The sequence below is a fragment of the Leptothrix discophora genome, from assembly GCF_030705305.1.
GTDB lineage: Bacteria > Pseudomonadota > Gammaproteobacteria > Burkholderiales > Burkholderiaceae_C > Sphaerotilus > Sphaerotilus discophorus.
Genome location: NZ_JAUZEE010000006.1, coordinates 52,205 through 71,257, shown reverse-complemented (window position 1 = coordinate 71,257; position 19,053 = coordinate 52,205). Strand labels below are relative to the sequence as shown.

Annotated in this window: 15 protein-coding genes; 5 read left to right on the top strand and 10 right to left on the bottom strand. The window is 71.5% G+C overall.

Annotated elements, in window-relative coordinates; genetic code table 11:
* Positions 1-10: 10 nt before the first annotated feature.
* Positions 11-1,030: a LacI family DNA-binding transcriptional regulator gene (locus Q8X39_RS12320; RefSeq protein ID WP_305749981.1), complete on the bottom strand. Its 1,020-nt coding sequence runs from the start codon at positions 1,028-1,030 to the stop codon at positions 11-13.
* A 114-nt stretch (positions 1,031-1,144) separates the two neighbouring features.
* Here Q8X39_RS12320 and Q8X39_RS12315 point away from each other — a divergent pair, with 114 nt between their 5' ends.
* Genes Q8X39_RS12315 through folD form a run of 4 tightly spaced genes read left to right on the top strand, consistent with a single transcriptional unit; the run spans position 1,145 to position 4,040 of the window.
* A complete protein-coding gene (locus Q8X39_RS12315) occupies positions 1,145-1,969 on the top strand; it encodes a MurR/RpiR family transcriptional regulator (RefSeq protein ID WP_305749980.1) in 825 nt (274 codons plus the stop codon).
* Positions 1,970-2,005: 36 nt separating this feature from the next.
* Positions 2,006-2,314, top strand: coding sequence for a non-heme iron oxygenase ferredoxin subunit (locus Q8X39_RS12310; protein ID WP_305749979.1), 309 nt, complete (start codon positions 2,006-2,008; stop codon positions 2,312-2,314).
* Between the two features lie 14 nt (positions 2,315-2,328).
* Complete coding sequence (purU, locus tag Q8X39_RS12305; protein ID WP_305749978.1) at positions 2,329-3,177, top strand: formyltetrahydrofolate deformylase; 849 nt, start codon at positions 2,329-2,331, stop codon at positions 3,175-3,177.
* 11 nt (positions 3,178-3,188) lie between these two features.
* Positions 3,189-4,040: a bifunctional methylenetetrahydrofolate dehydrogenase/methenyltetrahydrofolate cyclohydrolase FolD gene (gene folD / locus Q8X39_RS12300; protein WP_305749977.1), complete on the top strand. Its 852-nt coding sequence runs from the start codon at positions 3,189-3,191 to the stop codon at positions 4,038-4,040.
* A 68-nt stretch (positions 4,041-4,108) separates the two neighbouring features.
* On the opposite strand, the gene Q8X39_RS12295 is transcribed toward folD, so the two are convergent.
* From Q8X39_RS12295 to Q8X39_RS12260, 8 genes are all read right to left on the bottom strand, one after another.
* A complete protein-coding gene (locus Q8X39_RS12295; protein ID WP_305749976.1) occupies positions 4,109-6,481 on the bottom strand; it encodes a beta-glucosidase family protein in 2,373 nt (790 codons plus the stop codon).
* Between the two features lie 92 nt (positions 6,482-6,573).
* The gene (locus tag Q8X39_RS12290; RefSeq protein ID WP_305749975.1) at positions 6,574-7,611 is read right to left on the bottom strand and encodes an AEC family transporter; all 1,038 of its coding nucleotides are present in this window, start codon (positions 7,609-7,611) and stop codon (positions 6,574-6,576) included.
* A 38-nt stretch (positions 7,612-7,649) separates the two neighbouring features.
* Positions 7,650-8,681 carry a phosphotransferase family protein gene (locus tag Q8X39_RS12285; RefSeq protein WP_305749974.1) on the bottom strand — a complete coding sequence of 344 codons (1,032 nt, stop codon included), beginning with the start codon at positions 8,679-8,681 and terminating at the stop codon, positions 7,650-7,652.
* Between the two features lie 19 nt (positions 8,682-8,700).
* A complete protein-coding gene (locus Q8X39_RS12280) occupies positions 8,701-9,471 on the bottom strand; it encodes an SDR family NAD(P)-dependent oxidoreductase (RefSeq protein ID WP_305749973.1) in 771 nt (256 codons plus the stop codon).
* The gene (locus Q8X39_RS12275; RefSeq protein ID WP_305749972.1) at positions 9,468-10,661 is read right to left on the bottom strand and encodes an acyl-CoA dehydrogenase family protein; all 1,194 of its coding nucleotides are present in this window, start codon (positions 10,659-10,661) and stop codon (positions 9,468-9,470) included. Before Q8X39_RS12275 ends, Q8X39_RS12280 begins: the two co-directional genes overlap by 4 nt.
* 37 nt (positions 10,662-10,698) lie before the next feature.
* Positions 10,699-12,435 carry a thiamine pyrophosphate-binding protein gene (locus tag Q8X39_RS12270; RefSeq protein ID WP_305749971.1) on the bottom strand — a complete coding sequence of 579 codons (1,737 nt, stop codon included), beginning with the start codon at positions 12,433-12,435 and terminating at the stop codon, positions 10,699-10,701.
* A 66-nt stretch (positions 12,436-12,501) separates the two neighbouring features.
* Positions 12,502-14,388, bottom strand: a complete 1,887-nt coding sequence (locus tag Q8X39_RS12265; RefSeq protein ID WP_305749970.1) for a TRAP transporter large permease — start codon at positions 14,386-14,388, stop codon at positions 12,502-12,504.
* A 10-nt stretch (positions 14,389-14,398) separates the two neighbouring features.
* A complete protein-coding gene (locus tag Q8X39_RS12260; protein ID WP_305749969.1) occupies positions 14,399-15,418 on the bottom strand; it encodes a TRAP transporter substrate-binding protein in 1,020 nt (339 codons plus the stop codon).
* A 247-nt stretch (positions 15,419-15,665) separates the two neighbouring features.
* Here Q8X39_RS12260 and Q8X39_RS12255 point away from each other — a divergent pair, with 247 nt between their 5' ends.
* On the top strand, positions 15,666-17,255 hold the full coding sequence (locus Q8X39_RS12255; protein WP_305749968.1) for a class I adenylate-forming enzyme family protein: 1,590 nt from the start codon (positions 15,666-15,668) through the stop codon (positions 17,253-17,255).
* A gap of 261 nt (positions 17,256-17,516) precedes the next feature.
* Here the strand turns inward: Q8X39_RS12255 and aldA are convergent, their stop codons facing one another.
* The gene (gene aldA, locus Q8X39_RS12250; RefSeq protein ID WP_305749967.1) at positions 17,517-18,950 is read right to left on the bottom strand and encodes an aldehyde dehydrogenase; all 1,434 of its coding nucleotides are present in this window, start codon (positions 18,948-18,950) and stop codon (positions 17,517-17,519) included.
* Between the last annotated feature and the right edge of the window lie 103 nt (positions 18,951-19,053).

The following is a 19,053-nucleotide window of genomic DNA, read 5'->3' as shown; positions in this document are numbered from 1 at the left end:
GCCCGCCGGCTCAGCCGAGCCGGCGATGCGAGCCGCGCAGCACCAGCGTGCCCGGCGCCAGCAGCGAGCCGGCGTCCAGCGCGTCCGGATCGAGGATGCGGCGGATCGCCTCGGCGACGAGGTGGTCGACCGGCTGGCGGAAGGTGGTCAGCTGGTAGGGCGGTGCCGAGGCCATCTCGATGTCGTCGAAGCCGACGACCGCGAGGCGGTGCAGGTTGCCGGTCGAATGCAGCGCGTCGAGCGCACCGATCGCCAGGATGTCGCTCTCGCAGAACAGCGCCTCGATGCGCTGTTCGCGCGGGGTCGCGCCGAGGTACTTCAGCAGGGCCTGCATGGCCTGGTCGCGGCGGTAGTGATCGGCATGCAGCACGCAGGCCAGCGGCACGCCACAGGCCTCCAGCCGGTCGCGGAAGCCGTCGAGCCGGCGCAGCTCGGTGCGCTCCGAGGCCGGGCCGGTCATGTGGCCGATGCGGCGCAGGCCTTGCGACAGGAACAGGTCGGCGATCTCGGCACCGGCGGCATAGCCATCGGTGGTGACGAAGGGAATGTTGGACAGCGACGAGTTGCGGCTGACGACCACCAGCGGCACGCGGCGGATCTTCTGCGCCAGCTCGATCAGCTCCTGGTTCAGCGAGGTGCCCATGAACATGATGCCGTCGACCTGGAACTGGTCGGCCAGCCGCAGGGCCGCCGCCGGACCGTATTCGGGGCTGAGGTTGAGCAGCAGCGAGCTGAAGCCGCGGGCCTGCAGCTGCCGGGTCGCCTCGTTGATCAGGAAGAGCTGGTTCGGGTTGCCGAGTTCGTCGACCACCAGCGCGACCAGACGCGAGCTGCGGGTCGTCAGGCTGCGCGCCAGCAGGTTGGGCGAGTAGCCCATCTCGGCGGCGGCCTGCAGCACGCGTTCGCGCACGTCGGGCGCGATCGAAGCGCCGTCGGTGAAGGCGCGCGAGACGGTCCACTTGGACACGCCGACGCGCTCGGCGACATCGCTGGCGGTGATCTTTCGGGTGCTCGACGGGTCTCGGGACATCGCTGGTCGATTCGCTGTTCGGGGCTATGCCAGCCACTTTAGCCGCAGGGCCGACGCCGGCCTGTCGTGCCTGTCGTTCATGTGATCCGGAACGTCCTTGAAAGGAAGACCTGCATGCATGCGCTACACGCTGTCCACGCCAGCCCGGCCGGCACCGGGTCCGGCCCCGGGCCTGTCGCCAGCCGCGACACGGCCGCCTCGCGGCTGCTGCTGGAGATGCAGAGCGAGCTGCCGAACCTGAGCCCCAAGCTCGGCCACGTCGCGCGCTACTGCATCGACCACGCGGCCACGCTGCACCACCACCGCATCCAGGACGTCGCGCGGGCCTGCGGAACCATCCCCGCCTCGGTCGTGCGGCTGGCCCAGCGCTTCGGGCTGCGCGGCTTCCAGGAACTGAAGTACGCGATGGTCGAGCGGGCCGGGCGCGAGACGCCCGATCCGGTCGCCACGCCCGACGACTGGCTGCACCCGGACAGCGCCCGCGCGCTGGCCGACATCGAGGCCAGCGCGCTCGGCCTGGGCAGCCTCAAGGGCCTGGTCGTGCGACCCGAGTTCCGGCTCGCGGTGCAGGCGCTGCGGGGCGCCCGGCGCATCCACGTCGTCGCGGCCGGACCGACCGACGAGACCCTCGCCACCCACCTGCGCGGTGGCCTGCAGGTGCTCGGCCCCCACCCCGAGGCGGCGGCCCAGCCGGGCGACTGGCTGGTCCAGGTCGCCGTCTGGCAGGACCTGACGCCCGAGACCCGCCCGCGTGATCCCCTGCCCTACGGACCGCGCGTGCTGAGCCTCGTGCGCGGTCGCATGAACCGCCACGAGCTGCGGGCCCACGGCGGCATCGTGATGCGCCTGGGCACCGACTCGCGCCGGCTGCTGAACGCGCTGGCCCTGTGCGAGGCGCTGGCCCGCTCGCTGCACCCCGAGCCCCGGCGGCTCACCTGATCCCCCGAACCCCGATTCCCCCTTCAAGGAAAGCCCATGTCCACCTGGATCCCCACCGTGTCCTTCGACGCCATCGACGACGAGGACGTCACCCGCCATGACCACGCCGGCCGGACCTTCGCGATCTACCGCGTCGAGGACCGTGCCTATGCCAGCGACGGCCTGTGCACGCACGAGAAGGTGCACCTGTGCGACGGCCTGGTGTCGGGCCACGTCATCGAATGCCCGAAGCACAACGGCCGCTTCGACATCCGCGACGGCCGTCCGCTCGGCGCGCCGGTCTGCGTCGCCCTCAAGACCTACGCCACCAAGATCGAGGACGACATCGTCCACATCGAGATCTGAACAGGAACCCGCCCATGCGCTCCGCCTTCATCCTGACCCTGTCCTGTCCCGACAAGCCCGGCATCGTGCATGCCGTCTCCGGCGCGCTGCTGCGCCACGAGGCCAACATCGAGGAAGCCGCCCAGCACCAGGACGCCCGCACCGCGATGTTCTTCATGCGCGTGCAGTTCAGCTGCGCCAGCGCGGTCCAGGAGGCCCTGGCCACCGAGCTGCGCACGCTGGCCGGCGAATGGTCCATGACCATCGGCCTGCACCCGCACCAGGAGCCGGTGCCGACCGTCATCCTGGTCAGCCAGCACGGCCATTGCCTCAACGACCTGCTGTTCCGCTGGAAGTCCGGCCTGCTGCCGATCGCGCCCAAGGCCATCGTCTCCAACCACCGCGACTTCTACCGCCTGGCGGCCAGCCATGACGTGCCCTTCCACCACATCCCGGTGACGGCGGCGACCAAGCCCGAGGCCGAGGCGAGGCAGCTCGAGATCATCGAGCGCGAGGGCGCCGAACTGGTCGTGCTGGCGCGCTACATGCAGGTGCTGTCCGACCCGATGTGCCGGCGCCTGTCGGGCCGCGCCATCAACATCCACCACAGCTTCCTGCCCAGCTTCAAGGGCGCGCGGCCCTACTACCAGGCCCACGACCGGGGCGTGAAGCTGATCGGCGCGACCGCGCACTACGTGACCGCCGACCTCGACGAGGGTCCGATCATCGAGCAGGACGTCGCCCGGGTGGATCACGCGATGAGCCCGGAGGACCTGACCGCCATCGGCCGCGACACCGAGAGCCAGGTGCTGGCCCGCGCCGTCAAGTGGCACACCGAGCGGCGCGTGCTGCTCAACGGCCACAGCACGATCGTCTTCAATTGAAGGAGGCCGCCGTGACCGCCCAGCTGATCGACGGCAACGCCCTTTCCCGCCAGCTCCGCGCCGACGTCGCGCAACGCGCCGCCGCCCTGACCGCGCGCGGCATCCGGCCCGGTCTGGCCGTCATCCTCGTGGGCGACAACCCGGCCAGCGCCGTCTACGTGCGCAACAAGGTCAAGGCCTGCGCCGACAGCGGCCTGCATTCGGTGCTGGAGAAACACGACGCCTCGATGACCCAGGCCGAACTGCTCGCGCGCATCGAGGCGCTCAACGCCGACCCGGCCATCCACGGCATCCTGGTCCAGCTGCCGCTGCCGAAGCACATTGACGACCACGCCGTGATCGAGGCGATCTCGCCGCTCAAGGACGTCGACGGCTTCCACGTCGCCAGCGCCGGCGCGCTGATGGTCGGTGAACCGGGCTTCAAGGCCTGCACGCCCTACGGCTGCATGAAGATGCTCGAATCCATCGGCCTGAAGGACCTGCGCGGCCAGCACGCGGTCGTCATCGGCCGCAGCAACATCGTCGGCAAGCCCATGGCCATGATGCTGCTGGCGGCCAACGCCACCGTGACGGTCTGCCACAGCGGCACGACCGACCTGGCCCACCACACCCGCCAGGCCGACATCGTGGTCGCCGCCGTCGGCAAGCGCAACGTGCTGACCGCCGACAGGGTCAAGCCCGGCGCCGTCGTCATCGACGTCGGCATGAACCGCAACGACGAGGGCAAGCTCTGCGGCGACGTCGACTTCGACGGCGTCAAGGACGTCGCCGGCTGGATCACCCCGGTGCCCGGCGGCGTCGGGCCGATGACCATCACGATGCTGCTGGTCAACACGATCGAGGCGGCCGAGCGGGCCCGGTAGGTCGGACACGGGGTATCCGACCTACCGTAGGCCGGCGTCGCCCGATGGCGACGGGAACCGGGGCCGCCTCACCCTCCGAACACCCTCACCAGCGCGTCAATGCGCGCATCGCTGCAGCGCCCGCCGGACATGGCGGGGAGCTTGTAGAGCGGCATCTCGTTGGCGAAGGCCAGCGCGCCGCGGTCGCCCTTGCGCTTGGCGGCGAGCTGCTCGGGGGTCAGCTTCGCGAGCGCGGCCTCATCGACCGGGTCGACCAGCCCGCCCATGCCGAGCGCGCGCAGCAGCTCGTCGTAGGCGGCCTGGCCGCCGGGGCGGCCGAGGAAGTCCTGCACCATCGACTGCCGGGTCAGCGGCTGACGACGGGCCCGGCTGGCCTGCACCTCGACCGTCGCGCAGAGCGGAAGCTCACGCGATGAGCCACCGACCTGGATGTCGTAGGTGCCCGGCGTCACGGCCCAGTCGTGCAGGCCGATGTCGTAGTGGGCGAAGTCGCGCCGGCCCAGCTCGAAGCGCACGGTGGTCGACGCGCCGGGTGCCAGGCTGACCTTGGCGAAGGCGCGCAGCTCGCGCTCGGGCCGCACGACATGCGGCGCACGCTCGCGCACGTAGAGCTGCACGACCTCCTGGCCGGCGCGCTCGCCGGTGTTCTCCAGCGTCGCCTCGACCACCAGCCGGCCACCCCCATCCAAGTCCGCGTCGACGTCGAAGGTCGACGCATCCGTGCGGATCGCGGTGTAGTCGTAGCGCGTGTAGCTCAGGCCGTGGCCGAAGGGAAACAGCGGCTGCAGGCCGCGCTTGTCGTGGTGGCGATAGCCGATGAACAGGCCCTCGCCATACCAGGCCTGGCCGTCGCGGCCGGGGAAGTTCGGCCAGGCGGCCGTCTGCTGCAGGCTGACCGGGAAGGTCTCGCTGAGCTTGCCGGACGGGTTGACGCGGCCGGTCAGCACGTCGGCGATGGCACCGCCACCGGCCTGTCCGCCCAGCCACCCTTCGACGATGGCCGGCACGCTGTCGACCCAGGGCATGGCCACGGCCGAGCCGTTCATCAGCACGACGACCACCTTCGGGTGCGCAGCGGCCAGCGCCTCGATCAGCCGGTCCTGGCCCGGTGGCAGGTCGATGTGGCGACGGTCGAAGCCCTCGGACTCGTAGCTGTCGGGCAGACCGGCGAAGACCAGCACGACGTCGCAGGCCTGCGCCACCGCCACCGCCTCGGCCACCAGCGCGTCGGTGGTCACGCCCTCCTCGTCGCAGCCGCGGGCATGGCGGACCTGCTCCGCGCCCAGCAGCGCCACCAGCTCGTCGTGCGGACGGGCCACCCGCGTCGGGTTGACCTGCGAGCTGCCGGCGCCCTGGTAGCGCGGCGCCTGGGCGAAGTCGCCGATCACCGCGACGCGCGTGCCCGCCGCCAGCGGCAACACGTTGCCCTCGTTCTTCAGCAGCACGATGCCTTCGGCACCGACGCGGCGCGAGAGCGCGTGGTGGGCCTCGGCGTCGAAGGTGCTGCCGGGCCGGTGGCGGGCATGGGCCATCAGGATGACCGCGACCAGCTCGGCCGTGACGCGCGCCAGCACGGCGCGGTCGAGCGCGCCGGCATGGACCGCGTCGATGATCTTCTGGCGGTTGTGCGCGCCGCTGCCGGGCATCTCCAGGTGGTTGCCGGCGATGACACCGGCCACGCGGTCACGGATGCCGCCCCAGTCCGACACGACGAAGCCCTCGTAGCCCCAGCGCTCGCGCAGGATGCCGGTCAGCAGCTCGCGGTGCTCGCTGGCCTGCACGCCGTTGATCAGGTTGTAGGAACTCATCACCGACCACGGCTGCGCTTCCGGCGGCACCTGGGCGATGGCGATCTCGAAGGCCTGCAGGTAGATCTCGTGCAGCGTGCGCTCGTCGACGTCCGAGCTGGTCGACATGCGCTCGAATTCCTGGTTGTTGACCGCGAAGTGCTTCAGCGAGGTGCCCACGCCCTGGCCCTGCACGCCGTCGATGTAGGCGGCGGCCATGCGGCCGGCCAGCACCGGGTCTTCGGAGAAGTATTCGAAGTTGCGCCCGCCCAGCGGCGAGCGCTTCATGTTGATGCCCGGGCCGAGCACGATGTGGACGCCGCTGGCCTGCGCCTCCAGGCCCAGCGCGGCGCCGACCTCGCGGGCCAGCGCGGTGTTCCAGGTCGCGGCCAGGCCGGGCGCGGTCGGGAAGCAGGTCGCCGGCACGCTGCCGTCCAGGCCGGGTCCGTTGACCTTGCGCAGCCCGTGCGGCCCGTCGGACACGACCATCGGCGCGAGGCCGAGGCGCTCGATGCCATGGGTCTGCCACCAGCCGTCGCCCGACAGCAGCAGGGCCTGTTCCTCGACGCTCATCTGCGCAACCAGCGCATCGGCCTGGCGGCGGAACCCGGCCAGCACGGGGTTCTTGACGGGGGCGTGTTCAGCGGTGCTCATGTCGGTCTCCTGGGTCCAGCGGGACGAAGGATCGCACGAGACGTGGCCGGCGGGCGCCCGATCGGGGCAGGCGCAAACCGGTCCGGTGCGGCTCACCCCACCAGCAGCGCCACCAGGGCGGTGAAGGTCACGAAGGCCAGCGCCGTCGTCAGCAGCACGATCTGGGCGATGCGGCCGGCGTCGGCCTGGAAGCGTTCGGCCAGCATGGGCACGTTGCTCGCGCTCGGCAGCGCGGCCAGCAGGGTCAGGACCAGCACCGCGTCGGCGTCCAGCGGCACGCCCAGCGCGATCGCGGCCTGGCAGGCCAGCCAGACCAGCAGCGGGTGGACGACCAGCTTCAACGCGACCACCCAGGGCACGTCGCCGAGCGGATGGTGGGCTGGCGCCGCAGCGGCGTCGGCGGGGCGAGCGACGGCTTCGGCGGCCTCGGCCCGCGCCTGTGAACGTGCCTGCGAATGTGCCTGTGATCGCGCCAGCACCGCACCGAGCGTGAACAGCGCGGCCGGCGAGGCGGCGTCGGCCAGCATCGTGACCGGCTTCATGACCAGGTGCGGCAGGCTGCCGCCGCTGGCCGAGACCGCGCAGCCCGCGCCGATGGCCCAGGGCAGCGGGTTGACCAGCACGCCCTTGAGCGCGTTCATCGCCGCCCGGCCGGCACCGTGGCTGCCCGCCGCGTCCAGCCGCGACAGCGCGATGCACAGCGACGAGGTGACGATCATGTCCATCGACAGCGCGACGATCGCCGGCGCCGCCGCCCGCTGGCCCAGCAGGTCGACCAGCAGCGGCACGCCCATGAAGCCCGAGTTCGGGAAGGCCGCCACCAGCGCGCCGAAGGCGGCGTTGTCCCAGCCCATGCGCGGCCGTCCAGACAGCCCGCGTGCGGCCAGCAGCGCCAGCGCGACCATCGCCAGCGCGCAGACCAGCCAGGTGCCGAGCACGCCGGGATCGACCATGCGGGCGATCGGCGTGGCCGCCGCGAAGCGCAGCAGCATGCAGGGCAGCGCGAAGTAGAGGACGAACAGGTTCAGCCCCGGGATGGCCTCCAGCGGCATCCAGCGGCGCCGGGCGGCGAACCAGCCGACCAGCACAAGGGCGAAGAAGGGAAAGGTGACGTCGAGGATCTTCAGCATGCGGCGCGGATTCTGCGTGGCCGGGCGAGACCGCGCATTCAGCTCGCCGCCAGCTGCTGCACCAGTCGCCAGCCGGCCTCGGCCATCGGACGCGCCTGCCGGCCGGTGCGCTCGGCGTCCGCGCTGGCCGCGCTGCCCTGCAGCGCCCGGGCCAGGATGCCCTGCAGGATCGCGGCCATGCGGAACATGTTGAAGGCCAGGTGGTAGTCCAGGTGGGGCAGGCTGGCCCGGCCGCTGCGGCGCGCATAGGCCGCCACATAGGCCGCCTCGTCCGGGATGCCCAGCGCCGCGAGGTCATGGCCCTTGAGGCCGCGGAACTCCTCGGGCGTGACCCGCCAGGTCATCAGGTGGTAGGCGAAGTCGACCAGCGGATGGCCCAGCGTCGACAGCTCCCAGTCCAGCACGGCCAGCACGCGCGGCTCGGTGGGGTGGAAGATGAGGTTGTCGATGCGGAAGTCGCCATGCACCAGCGAGACCTCCTCGTCGTCCGGCCGATGGGCCTGCAGCCAATCGATCAGGTGCTCCATCGGCTCGTGGCGCTCGGTCTCGCTGGCGCGGTATTGGCGGGTCCAGCGGTCGAGCTGGCGGGCCAGGTAGTTCTGCGGCCGGCCGTAGTCGGCCAGGCCGACGGCCTGCACGTCCACGCCATGCAGCGCGGCGACGACGCGGTTCATCTCGTCGAAGATCGCCCCACGTTCGGCCGGCGCGAGGCCGGGCAGGTCAGGGCTGGCGAAGACGCGGCCCTCGACGTAGTCCATGACGTAGAAGGGCGAGCCGATCACCGCCGCGTCCTCGCACAGCACATGCATGGCAGGCACCGGCACGGCACTGCCGGCCAGCGCGGACATGACACGGTGCTCGCGCTCGATCGCATGGGCCGAGGTCAGCAGCACGCCGGGCGGCTTGCGGCGCAGCACCCACTGGTGCTCGCCGGCCTGCACGCGGTAGGTCGGGTTGGACTGGCCGCCGGTCAGCGGCTGGACCTGCACCGAGCCGTGGAAGGGCCGCACGTGGGCGCGCAGCCAGTCGGCCAGCAGGACGGGATCGGGAGGGGCGATGGGGCTGCTCATGTCGCTCGGATCGGTGGATTCACAGGCTGCTGACGAGATGCCCGCCGTCGACCGCCAGCACGCTGCCGGTGACGTAGGCGCCGGCCTCGCTGGCCAGCAGCAGCAGCGGGCCGTCGAGGTCCTCGACGCGGCCGAAGCGCTGCTGCGGGATGCGCGCGCGCAGCCGTTCGCCGGCACCCGATGCGAGGAAGTCCTGGTTCAGCTCGGTCGAGACATAGCCCGGCGCCAGCGCGTTGACGCGGATGCCCACGCGCGCCAGCTCCAGCGCCATCGCCTTGGTCAGCTGGATCAGGCCGGCCTTGGAGGCGCAGTAGGGCGCGACGCCGCCGGCCACCCGCTCGCCGGTGATCGAGGCGACGTTGACGATGCTGCCGGGCTTGCCGGCCGCCACCAGCCGCCGCGCCGCTTCCTGCGCGACCAGCCAGGCGCCCTTGAGGTTGGTGTCGACGACGCCGTCCCAGTCGGCCTCGGTCTGCGCCAGCAGCGGGCGCGAGACCGCCACGCCGGCGTTGTTGACGAGCACGTCGGCGCACAGGCCGCGCTCGGCCAGCGTGTCGAAGGCGGCCTTGACGCTGGCCGCGTCGGTGACGTCCAGCGCGACGGCCTGGGCCGCCTGGCCCCGGTCGCGGATCTGCGCCACCGCCTCGTCGAGCCTGTCGAGCCGGCGGGCGGCCAGCACCACCGTCGCGCCGGCCTGCGACAGCACGCCGGCGAAGTGCCGGCCCAGGCCGCTGGACGCGCCGGTCACCAGCGCGACGCGGCCGGCCAGCGAGAGTCGATCCACCGTCATGCCGCCGTCCCGGCCGGGCGATGGCCCTTGATGATGTGCTTGGCCAGGCTCCAGCGGTGCACCTCGCTCGGGCCGTCGTAGATGCGGAAGGCGCGCATGTCGGCAAAGATGCGGGCGACCACCGTCTCGCCGGTGACGCCCTGCCCGCCCAGCACCTGGACGCAGCGGTCGGCCACCCGCCAGACCGCCTCGGAGACGATCACCTTGGCGCGGCTGGACTCGTGCAGGCCGAGGTGGCCGGCGTCCAGCACCTGGGCGCAGTGGTGGATGGTCAGGCGCGCGACGTGCAGGTCCATCTCGTTGTCGGCCAGCTGGAAGCCGACGCCCTCGTGCTGGCCGATCGGCTTGCCGAAGGCCATGCGGGTGCGGGCATAGGCCACCGCGATGTCGTGGGCCCGGCGGGCCGCGCCCAGCCAGCGCATGCAGTGCGTCAGGCGGGCCGGCGACAGTCGCACCTGGGCATAGCGGAAGCCCTGGCCCAGCTCGCCGAGGATGGCCGAGGCCGGCACCCGCAGGCCGCTGAAGCGGACCACGCCGTGGCCGCCCGGGAAGCAGCGGTCGAGCGTGTCCATGTTGCGTTCGAGCGTGATGCCCGGCGTGGCCATGTCGGCCAGGAACATGGTCGCGCCGACCTGCGGGACCATGGCCATGATGATGGCCAGGCGGGCGCCGTCGGCCCCGGTGATGAACCACTTCAGGCCGTTGATGACGTAGCCCTCGCCGCTGGCGTCCTGGTACGGCACGGCGGTCGTCGCCAGCATCGACGGGTCCGAGCCCGCGCCCGGCGCCGGCTCGGTCATGCAGAAGCAGGAGCGGATGTGGCCCTCGGCCATCGGCCGCAGCCACTGTTCCTTCTGGGCCGGCGTGGCGACCTCCTCCAGCAGGTGCATGTTGCCCTCGTCGGGCGCGAAGACATTCAGCGCGACCGGGCCCAGCATCGAGTAGCCGGCCTCCTCGAAGGCGACCGCCCGGCCGACGTGGCTCAGGCCCAGGCCGCCGTAGCGGCGCGCCGCATGCGGCGACAGCAGCTCGGCGCGGCGGGCCCGCTCGATCAGCTCCCGGCGCAGCGACTCGTCCGGCCCGTGGGCGCCGCCGCGCGGATCGCCCTCCAGCGGGATGACCTGGTCGGCGATGAAGGTGCGGATGCGCGCCTGCAGCGCGCTCAGTTCGGGGGTCAGCATGGCGTCCATGGTGTGGTGTTCCGGTGTGTCGTCGGTCGTGGGCGGGTCAGCCGCGCCGCCAGGCCCGCTCGGCCTCGTCCCAGGCGCCCAGCGCCTGCAGGTCGGGCACCCAGGCCAGCCCCGACTTTGCATCGGAAGAGGCTGCATCGGGTGTCACCAAGACGTCAAGCAGCGCAGCCTGCCCGTCGGCCACGGCCGCCAGCGCCCGGGCGATCGCCGGGCCCAGGTCGGCCGCCTGCATGACGCGCTCGGCATGCAGGCCGAAGGCGCGCGCCATGCCGGCATGGTCGGCGAACTGCAGCCGCGTGCCGACCACCTTGCCGTGGGTCTCCTGCTGGTCGCGCACCTCGATGGCCCAGCTGCCGTTGTTGGCCACCACGATCAGCAGCGGCGCGTGGTGGCGTGCGGCGGTGTCGATCTCCATCGCGTTGAAGCCGAAGGCGCCGTCGCCGGTGGCGACCACCACGGTGCGGCCCGGGCAGGCCAGGCTGGCCGCCACGCCGAAGGGCGTGCCCACGCCGATGCAGCCGAGCGAGCCCGGATCGAGGTAGGTCGAGGCCGGCAGGCCGACCCGCGCGAAGCTCAGGAAGTCGCCGCCGTCGGCCACCACGATGGCATCGGCCGGCAGGGCCTCGCGCAGCGCGGCGATCAGGCGGTTCGGGTGCATCAGGCCGTCCGGGCCGTCCGGCGCCTGGCGCATCGAGGCGACCAGCTTGTCAGCCCGCGCCTGGTGCTTCTCGCGCACGCTGCGGGCCCAGTCGCGGTCGACCGCCGGCGGTCGATCGCCCGCCCGTTCGACCAGCGCGGCCAGCGCCTCGGCCGGCGTGGCCAGGATCTCGGCCGCGCCCCGTCGGTTGTCGCGCAGCTCGGCCGCGCAGTCGGCAATGCGCACGAAGCGGGCCGCACCGAACACCGCCGGCGAGCCGTAGGCGAGCTGGAAGTCGAGCCGGCGGCCAACGGTCAGGATCACGTCGGCCTCGGCCATGACCGAGCCGCGCATCGCCGCGACGACGCCGGGATGGTCCTCGGCCACCAGGCCGCGGCTCTCGCCGGTGTCGAGGTAGAGCGCACCCAGCGCGTCCAGCAGGCGGGTCAGCTGCGGGCCGGCACCCTTGGCACCCCGGCCGGAGATGACCAGCGGCCGCTTCGCCGACCACAGCAGCTCGACCGCCGCGTCGATCGCTTCCGGCTCCGGGCGCAGGCGATGGCGCGGCTTGGGCGCCAGCAGCTCGGGCAGCTGCACGGCGGCCGGCACATCGGCGCGCAGCGTGTCGACCGGGAAGTCCAGGTAGGCCGGGCCGGGCTCGCCGCCGGCCTCGCCGAGGGCGCGGGCGACCGCCTCGTCCAGCTCCTGCAGCACCAGTTCAGGCTCGCGCACGGTGCGGGCGTAGCGGGTCAGCGGCCGCACGAAGTCGGTGTGGACCATGTCCTGCAACGCGCCGCGGTTTTCCTGCGCGCGCGGCGGCGTGCCGCTGAGCACCAGCACCGGCGCACGGGCGACGTAGGCATTGGCGATGCCGGTCATCGCGTTGGTCACGCCGGGGCCGGCCGTCACCATCGCCACGCCCAGCCCGCCGGTCAGCTCGGCATGGGCATGGGCCATGTAGACGGCGGCACGCTCGTCGCGCACGTCGACGATGCGGATGCCTTCGGCGTCCAGGCGCATCCACATCGGCATGATGTGGCCGCCGCAGAGCGCGAACACGCGGTCCACGCCACGCGCCTTCAGGAAGCGCGCCACCAGCGCGGCGGCGCTGCGTTCGGAGATCTGGGGGTTGGTCATCGCGGGGGGCCGCCGGGGCGGGTCAGGTGGATCGGGTGGGTCAGGGGTTCAGGCAGATCGCTGCGGTCAGAGGAAGCCGGTCGAGATCCACGGCACGGCCGCGACCAGCGCCAGGCCGGCCAGCAGCGCCAGCACGTAGCCGACGATCGGCCGCATGCCGTCCTTCGGGTCGACCCGGCCGATCGCGCAGGCGGCGTAGTAGCCCACGCCGAAGGGCGGCGCGAACAGGCCCACGCCCATGGCCAGCACCACCACCATCGCGTAGTGCACCTCGTGCACGCCGACCTGGCGGGCGATCGGGAACAGCAGCGGGCCGAACAGCACGATGGCGGGGATGCCCTCCAGCACGCTGCCCAGGATCACGAAGGCGACGATGGACACGGCCAGGAACATGCCCGGGCCGCCCGGCAGCGAGGCCATCGCCTGCGCCAGCCCGCGCGAGAAGCCCGACTGCGTCAGCGACCAGGCCATGCCGGTGGCGGTGCCGATGATGAAGAGGATGGCGCCCGACAGCGCCGCCGTCTCGACCAGCATCGGGCCGATGCGCGACCAGTCCTTCTGGCGGTAGATCAGCAGGCCGGCCAGCAGCGCGTAGGCGATGCCCAGCGTCGACACCTCGGTGGCCGTGGCCACGCCGTTGACCACCGCCGCGCGGATGATGAAGGGCAGCGCGATGGCCGGCAGCGCCACCAGCAGCGCCTGGCCGATCACTGGCAGGCTGGCCCGGCGCACGTGCGACAGGTCCTCGCCGCGGTAGCGCCAGCCGATCACCGCGCACAGCGCCACGCCCATCACCAGGCCGGGCAGCATGCCACCGGTGAACAGCGCGGCGATCGACACGCCGGTGACCGAGCCGATCGTGATCAGCACCAGGCTGGGCGGGATGGTCTCGGTCTGCGCGCCGCTGGCCGACAGCAGCGCGACCAGGTCACCGTCGCGGGCGCCACGCTGGCGCATCTCCGGGAACAGCACCGGCGCGACCGCCGCCATGTCGGCGACCTTGGAGCCCGAGATGCCTGAGACCAGGTACATCGCGCCCAGCATCACGTACTGCAGGCCGCCACGCACATGGCCCAGCAGGGCGGCCAGGAAGGCGACCATCGCGCGGGCCATGCCGGTCATCTCGATGAGCAGGCCCAGGAAGACGAACAGCGGCACCGACAGCAGCACGATGTGCGACATGCCCTCGTCCATGCGGCCGACGATGACGCCGACCGGCAGGTTCGTCGTCAGCGACAGGAAGCCGAAGGTGGCCAGGCCGAAGCTGACCGCGATCGGCACGCCGATCAGCACCGTCACCGCGGTGATGCCGACGAAGAAGATCACCAGGTTGAGCTGCCCCAGGTCCTGGAACAGCGGCCGCGCGGCGACCAGCAGGCCGCAGGCCAGGACGGTCGTCGCGACCGCACCGGCGACGTGGGCCGTGCGGGCGGTGGTGACCAGCCGCAGCAGCGCCATCAGCGCCATCAGCGCCAGGCCGACCGGCAGGGCGGACACGCGCCAGGCCGCCGAGATGTCGAGTGCCGGCGTCGTCACGATCGCCTCGTCGACCGCATGCTCCCAGGCCGGCCAGACGTTGAGCGCCAGGAAGGTGATGGAGGCGACCGTCGCCACCGTGTCGAGGAAGGCCCGCGACGACGGTGGCAGACTGGCCACCAGCGCGGTCATGCGCATGTGCTCGCCGCGCCGGAAGGCCACCACCGCGCCCAGGCAGGCCAGCCACAGGAACAGCAGCGAGGCGGCCTCGTCCGACCAGACCAGCGGCGTGTCCAGGAAGTAGCGCGCCACCACGCCCGCGAACAGGATGGCGATCTCGGCCACGATCAGCAGGCCGGCGCCCGCCTCGAGGGTCGAGCCGAGGATCCTGTCCAGCCCGGCCGCGCCCCGGCGCAGCGCCGAGGCCGGCAGGGCCGGAACGTCCAGTCCCGCAGCGGGGGTGATGACGGCGCTCATGTCGTGCGCCTCAGCCGATCTGGCCGGCGAACTGCTGCAGCAGCGCCCAGGCCTCGGGGCCGAACTTCTCCTTGGCCTGCGCGTAGAAGCCGCCGGTCGACAGCGCCTTCTGGAAGGCCGAGTTGTCGACCGCGTTGAAGACCAGGCCCTTCGCCTCCAGCTGCTTCTGGAGGTCGACGTTGGCCCGCGCGATGTCGTCGCGCTGCTTGCGCGCGGCGGCGTTGATGTGGCGCGTGATGACCTGCTGCAGGTCGGCCGGGAGGGTCTTCCAGACCTTGCCGCCGGCGACGAACCAGAAGCCGTCCCACGAGTGGTTGGTCAGCGAGCAGTACTTCTGGACCTCGTAGAACTTGGCCGACTCGATCAGCGCCAGCGGGTTCTCCTGGCCGTCGGCGACCTTGGTCTGCAGGGCCTGGTAGGCCTCGGCCAGCGGCAGGCTGACCGGTGCGGCGCCGATGGTCTTGAACATCGACACCCACAGCGGCACGACCGGCACGCGGATCTTGAAGTTCTTCAGGTCCTCGGGCGTGCGGATCGGCCGGGTGCTGGTGGTGATCTGGCGGAAGCCGTTGTCCCAGACGGTCGAGAACGGCACCAGGCCGATCTTCTCGATGCCGGCGCGGATGTGGTTGCCGACCGCGCCGTCCATCGCCGCCCAGACCTTGTCGTAGCCGCTGAAGGCGAAGCCCACGCCGCTGATGGCGGTGACCGGGATCAGCGTCGACATGACCGTGCCGGGGAAGGTTGCCAGCTCCAGGGCGCCGGAGCGGATCTGCGACATCATGTCCGAGTCGCTGCCCAGCTGGTTGTTCGGGAACAGCTCGATGGCCACGCGTCCCTTGGACTCCGCCGCGATGGCGGCAATCGCCTCCTGCAGCCGCACGTTGACCGAGTGCGTGGCCGGCAGGTCGGTGCCCAGCTTCAGCTTGAACTCGGCCGCCCGGCCGCCCTGCGCCAGCGCGACGCCGCTGCAGGCGGCCAGTCCGGTGGCGGCGCTGCTGGCCAGAAAGTGTCTGCGGGTCAGTTCCATCTTCGTCTCCTGTGGCGGTGTCGCGTATCGCGTATCGCGTGTCGGGGGTCGGGCGCCGCGCTGCGGCAGGTCGGCGGGACGGCCTTCCGTCCCGATCTGGCGCAATCGTATTCTGAATTCAGAGTTCCTTTTTTGGTGGAATCCCGAATCGCGTTCTGAATTCAGAGTTCTAACATCGGCGCATCGCCGTCAGGCTGTCCTGCGTGCCGCGCCGCGACGCGCGCGCCACCCTCATCCGGAGACTTCCATGAACCACCTGCTCACCGTGGCGGATGCCGTGGCCACCCACGCCCGCCTGCACCCGCACAAGCTCGGTGCCCGCGACTCGCGGCGCTCGCTCACCTTCCTGCAATGGCACGAGCGCGCCACCCGGCTGTCCGCCGGCCTGCGCGAGCTGGGGCTGGCCAAGGGCGACCGGGTCGCGCTGCTGGCCTACAACTGCGTCGAATGGATGGAGATGTATGCCGCGCTGGCCCGCGCCGGGCTGGTCGCCGTGCCGATCAACTTCCGCCTGACGGCACCGGAGATCGCCTACATCGCCGAGCACTGCGAGGCCCGCGCCTTCATCGTGCAGGACGACCTGCTGGACCGCGTGACGCCGCTGCGCGAGGAGCTCAAGACCATCGCCCCGCGCGGCTGGATCCATTTCTCGACCGCCGTGCCGCAGGCCGCGACGCCCTCGGGCTGGCAAGGCTACGAGGCGCTGATCGGCTCGGTCAGCCCGGCCGCCCTGGCCGCCGAGGTCGAGGACGTGCGCCCGGCCGACCCCTGCGCGCTGATGTACACCTCGGGCACCACCGGCCGCCCCAAGGGCGCCGTGCGCAGCCACGAGGGCAACACGCTGATCGCCCTGGCGACCGCCCTGGAGATGGGCTTCACGCGCCACGACACCGCCCTGCTGGTGATGCCGATGTGCCATGCCAACTCGCTGTACTTCAGCCACACCTTCACGCACCTGGGCGCGACCTGCGTGATCGACGACCGCAAGAGCTTCGACCCCGAGGCGCTGCTGGCCACGCTGGCACGCGAGCGCGTGACCTTCACCTCGCTGGTGCCGACCCACTACATCATGATGCTGGCCCTGCCGGCCGAGGTGAAGGCGCGCCACGACGTCGGCGCGGTCGAGAAGCTGATGATCTCGTCGGCCCCGGCCCGGCGCGACACCAAGCTGGCCATCCTCCAGCACTTCCGCAACGGCCGGCTCTACGAGCTGTACGGCTCGACCGAGGCCGGCTGGGTCACGCTGCTGCGGCCCGAGGAACAGATCGACCGGCTCGGCACGGTCGGCCGCGAATGGGCCGGTTCCGGCGCGATCCGGCTGCTGGACGCGCAAGGGCGCGAGGTTGCCGACGGCGAGGTCGGCGAGCTGTACTCGCGCACGCCCTATGTCTTCGACGGCTACTGGAAGAACCCCGAGAAGACCGCCGAGGCCTTCCGCGGCGCCTGGTGCTCGGTCGGCGACATGGCCCTGCGCGACGCCGACGGCTACATCACGCTGGTCGACCGCAAGAGCAACATGATCATCAGCGGCGGCGAGAACGTGTACCCGTCGGAGGTCGAGAGCATCCTCGGCACGCACCCCATGATCAAGGACGTCGCCGTGATCGGCGTGCCGCACGACAAGTGGGGCGAGGCGGTCGAGGCGGTGGTCGTGCTGCACGAGGGCCAGGCGACCACCGAGCAGGAGATCCTGCAGTGGTGCCGCAGCCGCATGGCCGGCTACAAGCGCCCGCAGGCGATCCGCTTCGTGGCCGAGACCGAGATGCCCCGCACGGCGACCGGCAAGATCCTGCACCGCGTGCTGCGTGACCGCCTGGCCGCCCAGTCCCATGCCTGAATGAAGGCCCTCCAGCGGCGGCGCAGGCCGTCCTGACGTTCGACACCTCGTCTTCCAGGCCCGCCGGCTCCGCCGCGCGGGCCTTGTTGCGGGTCGGTGCCAGCGCGAGGACCGGCAGGACGATGTCGGGGCCGCAACGACGATGTCGGACCCGGAAGGTCGGGCCCGAAACGAAAGAAGGGGCACAAGGCCCCTTCCGTCGTTCCTGTCCCAAGGAATGGCCGCACGCGGCGGCCGGTCAGTGCCTTGCGGCACGGCGCCTCACGGCGTCTGCAGGTAGACCACCTGGGTCTCCATGTACTCGTACAGGCCGTGCTTGCCGTCCGCGCCGCCGATGCCGCTCTTGCGGCGGCCGGCGTGGAAGCCCTGCATGGCCTCGAAGTGCTCGCGGTTGACGTAGGTCTCGCCGAAGCGCAGCTCGCGGGTGGCCTTCATCGCCAGGTTCAGGTTGCGGGTGAAGACCGACGAGGTCAGGCCGAACTCGGAGTCGTTGGCCAGGGCCAGCGCCTCGTCCAGCTCGTCGACCACGCGCAGCGGCAGCACCGGACCGAAGATCTCCTGGGTCATGACGGCCATGTCGTCCGAGCAGCTGGCCAGCACGGTCGGCTCGTAGTGGAAGCCCGGGCGGTCGGCGATGCGCCCGCCGGTCAGCACCTGCGCGCCCTGCTGGCGTGCGGCATCGACCAGGCCGGCGATCTTGTTGACGGCCGTCTGGTTCATCAGCGGGCCCATGTGCAGCGCGCTGTCGGTCAGCGGGTTGCCGTAGCGGGCTTCGGACATCAGGCGGGTCAGGCGCTCGGCCAGCGGCTGGGCGACGGCACGCTGCACGTAGACGCGCTCGGCGGCGTTGCAGACCTGTCCGGTGTTGAGCACGCGCGAGTTGAACAGCGCGTTGGCGGTCAGGTCGAGGTCGGCATCGTCCAGCACGATGGCCGGTGCCTTGCCGCCCAGCTCCAGGTTCACGCGGGTCAGGTTGCGCGAGGCCGCTTCCATGATCCGCATGCCGGTGCCAACGCTGCCGGTGAAGGAGATCAGGCCGACGTCCTTGTGCTCGGCCAGGCGGGCACCGGTGTCACGGCCGCCGCTGACGAGGTTGAAGACGCCCTTGGGCAGGCCGCATTCGGCCAGCAGCTCGGTGAAGTCGAAGGCGTTGAGCGGGGTCTCCTCGCTCGACTTGATCACGATGGTGTTGCCCGCGACCAGCGCCGGCGCCATCTTGCGGGCGATCAGGAAGAAGGGAAAGTTCCACGGCAGGATGCCGGCGACCACGCCGATCGGGCGACGGTGCAGATAGATGGTCTCGCCGGGACGGTCGCTGTTGAGGATCTCGCCCTCGATGCGACGGGCCCATTCGGCCATGTAGTCCATGTAGTTGGCCGTGAAGTCGATCTCGACCTCGGCCAGCGGCAGGATCTTGCCCTGCTCCAGCGAGATGCGGCGCGCCAGGCGGGTCTTGTGCTCGCGCAGCTTGTTGGCCACGGCGCGGATGTGGCCGGCACGCACGATGGCGGGCAGGCGCTCCCAGGCCGGCTGGGCGGCACGGGCGGCGGCCACCGCGCGGTCGATGTCGCTCGCGTCGGAATCGGGCACCGTGGCGATGCTCTCCAGCGTCGAGGGGTTCAGCACGTTGATCGTGCGGGTCGACGAGGGCGTGACCCACTCGCCGTCGATGTAGTTGCGTTCGAACTTGTCCATGGTGCTCTCCTGTTGGATGCGTCAGACGAGAAATCGGGGGCGGTGAAGACAAGGCGCCAGACAGTCCTGCTCTTCATCCCGTGCCGCCGCGGATCCGGCTCCG

Bases quoted from the DNA above. Each gene is read 5' to 3' on its own strand.
- Q8X39_RS12260 (WP_305749969.1), bottom strand. From the start codon at position 15,418: ATGGAACTGACCCGCAGACACTTTCTGGCCAGCAGCGCCGCCACCGGA.
- Q8X39_RS12310 (WP_305749979.1), top strand. From the start codon at position 2,006: ATGTCCACCTGGATCCCCACCGTGTCCTTCGACGCCATCGACGACGAG.
- aldA (WP_305749967.1), bottom strand. From the start codon at position 18,950: ATGGACAAGTTCGAACGCAACTACATCGACGGCGAGTGGGTCACGCCC.
- Q8X39_RS12270 (WP_305749971.1), bottom strand. From the start codon at position 12,435: ATGACCAACCCCCAGATCTCCGAACGCAGCGCCGCCGCGCTGGTGGCG.
- Q8X39_RS12265 (WP_305749970.1), bottom strand. From the start codon at position 14,388: ATGAGCGCCGTCATCACCCCCGCTGCGGGACTGGACGTTCCGGCCCTG.
- Q8X39_RS12315 (WP_305749980.1), top strand. From the start codon at position 1,145: ATGCATGCGCTACACGCTGTCCACGCCAGCCCGGCCGGCACCGGGTCC.
- Q8X39_RS12255 (WP_305749968.1), top strand. From the start codon at position 15,666: ATGAACCACCTGCTCACCGTGGCGGATGCCGTGGCCACCCACGCCCGC.
- Q8X39_RS12290 (WP_305749975.1), bottom strand. From the start codon at position 7,611: ATGCTGAAGATCCTCGACGTCACCTTTCCCTTCTTCGCCCTTGTGCTG.
- Q8X39_RS12275 (WP_305749972.1), bottom strand. From the start codon at position 10,661: ATGGACGCCATGCTGACCCCCGAACTGAGCGCGCTGCAGGCGCGCATC.
- Q8X39_RS12280 (WP_305749973.1), bottom strand. From the start codon at position 9,471: ATGACGGTGGATCGACTCTCGCTGGCCGGCCGCGTCGCGCTGGTGACC.
- Q8X39_RS12285 (WP_305749974.1), bottom strand. From the start codon at position 8,681: ATGAGCAGCCCCATCGCCCCTCCCGATCCCGTCCTGCTGGCCGACTGG.
- Q8X39_RS12320 (WP_305749981.1), bottom strand. From the start codon at position 1,030: ATGTCCCGAGACCCGTCGAGCACCCGAAAGATCACCGCCAGCGATGTC.
- purU (WP_305749978.1), top strand. From the start codon at position 2,329: ATGCGCTCCGCCTTCATCCTGACCCTGTCCTGTCCCGACAAGCCCGGC.
- Q8X39_RS12295 (WP_305749976.1), bottom strand. From the start codon at position 6,481: ATGAGCACCGCTGAACACGCCCCCGTCAAGAACCCCGTGCTGGCCGGG.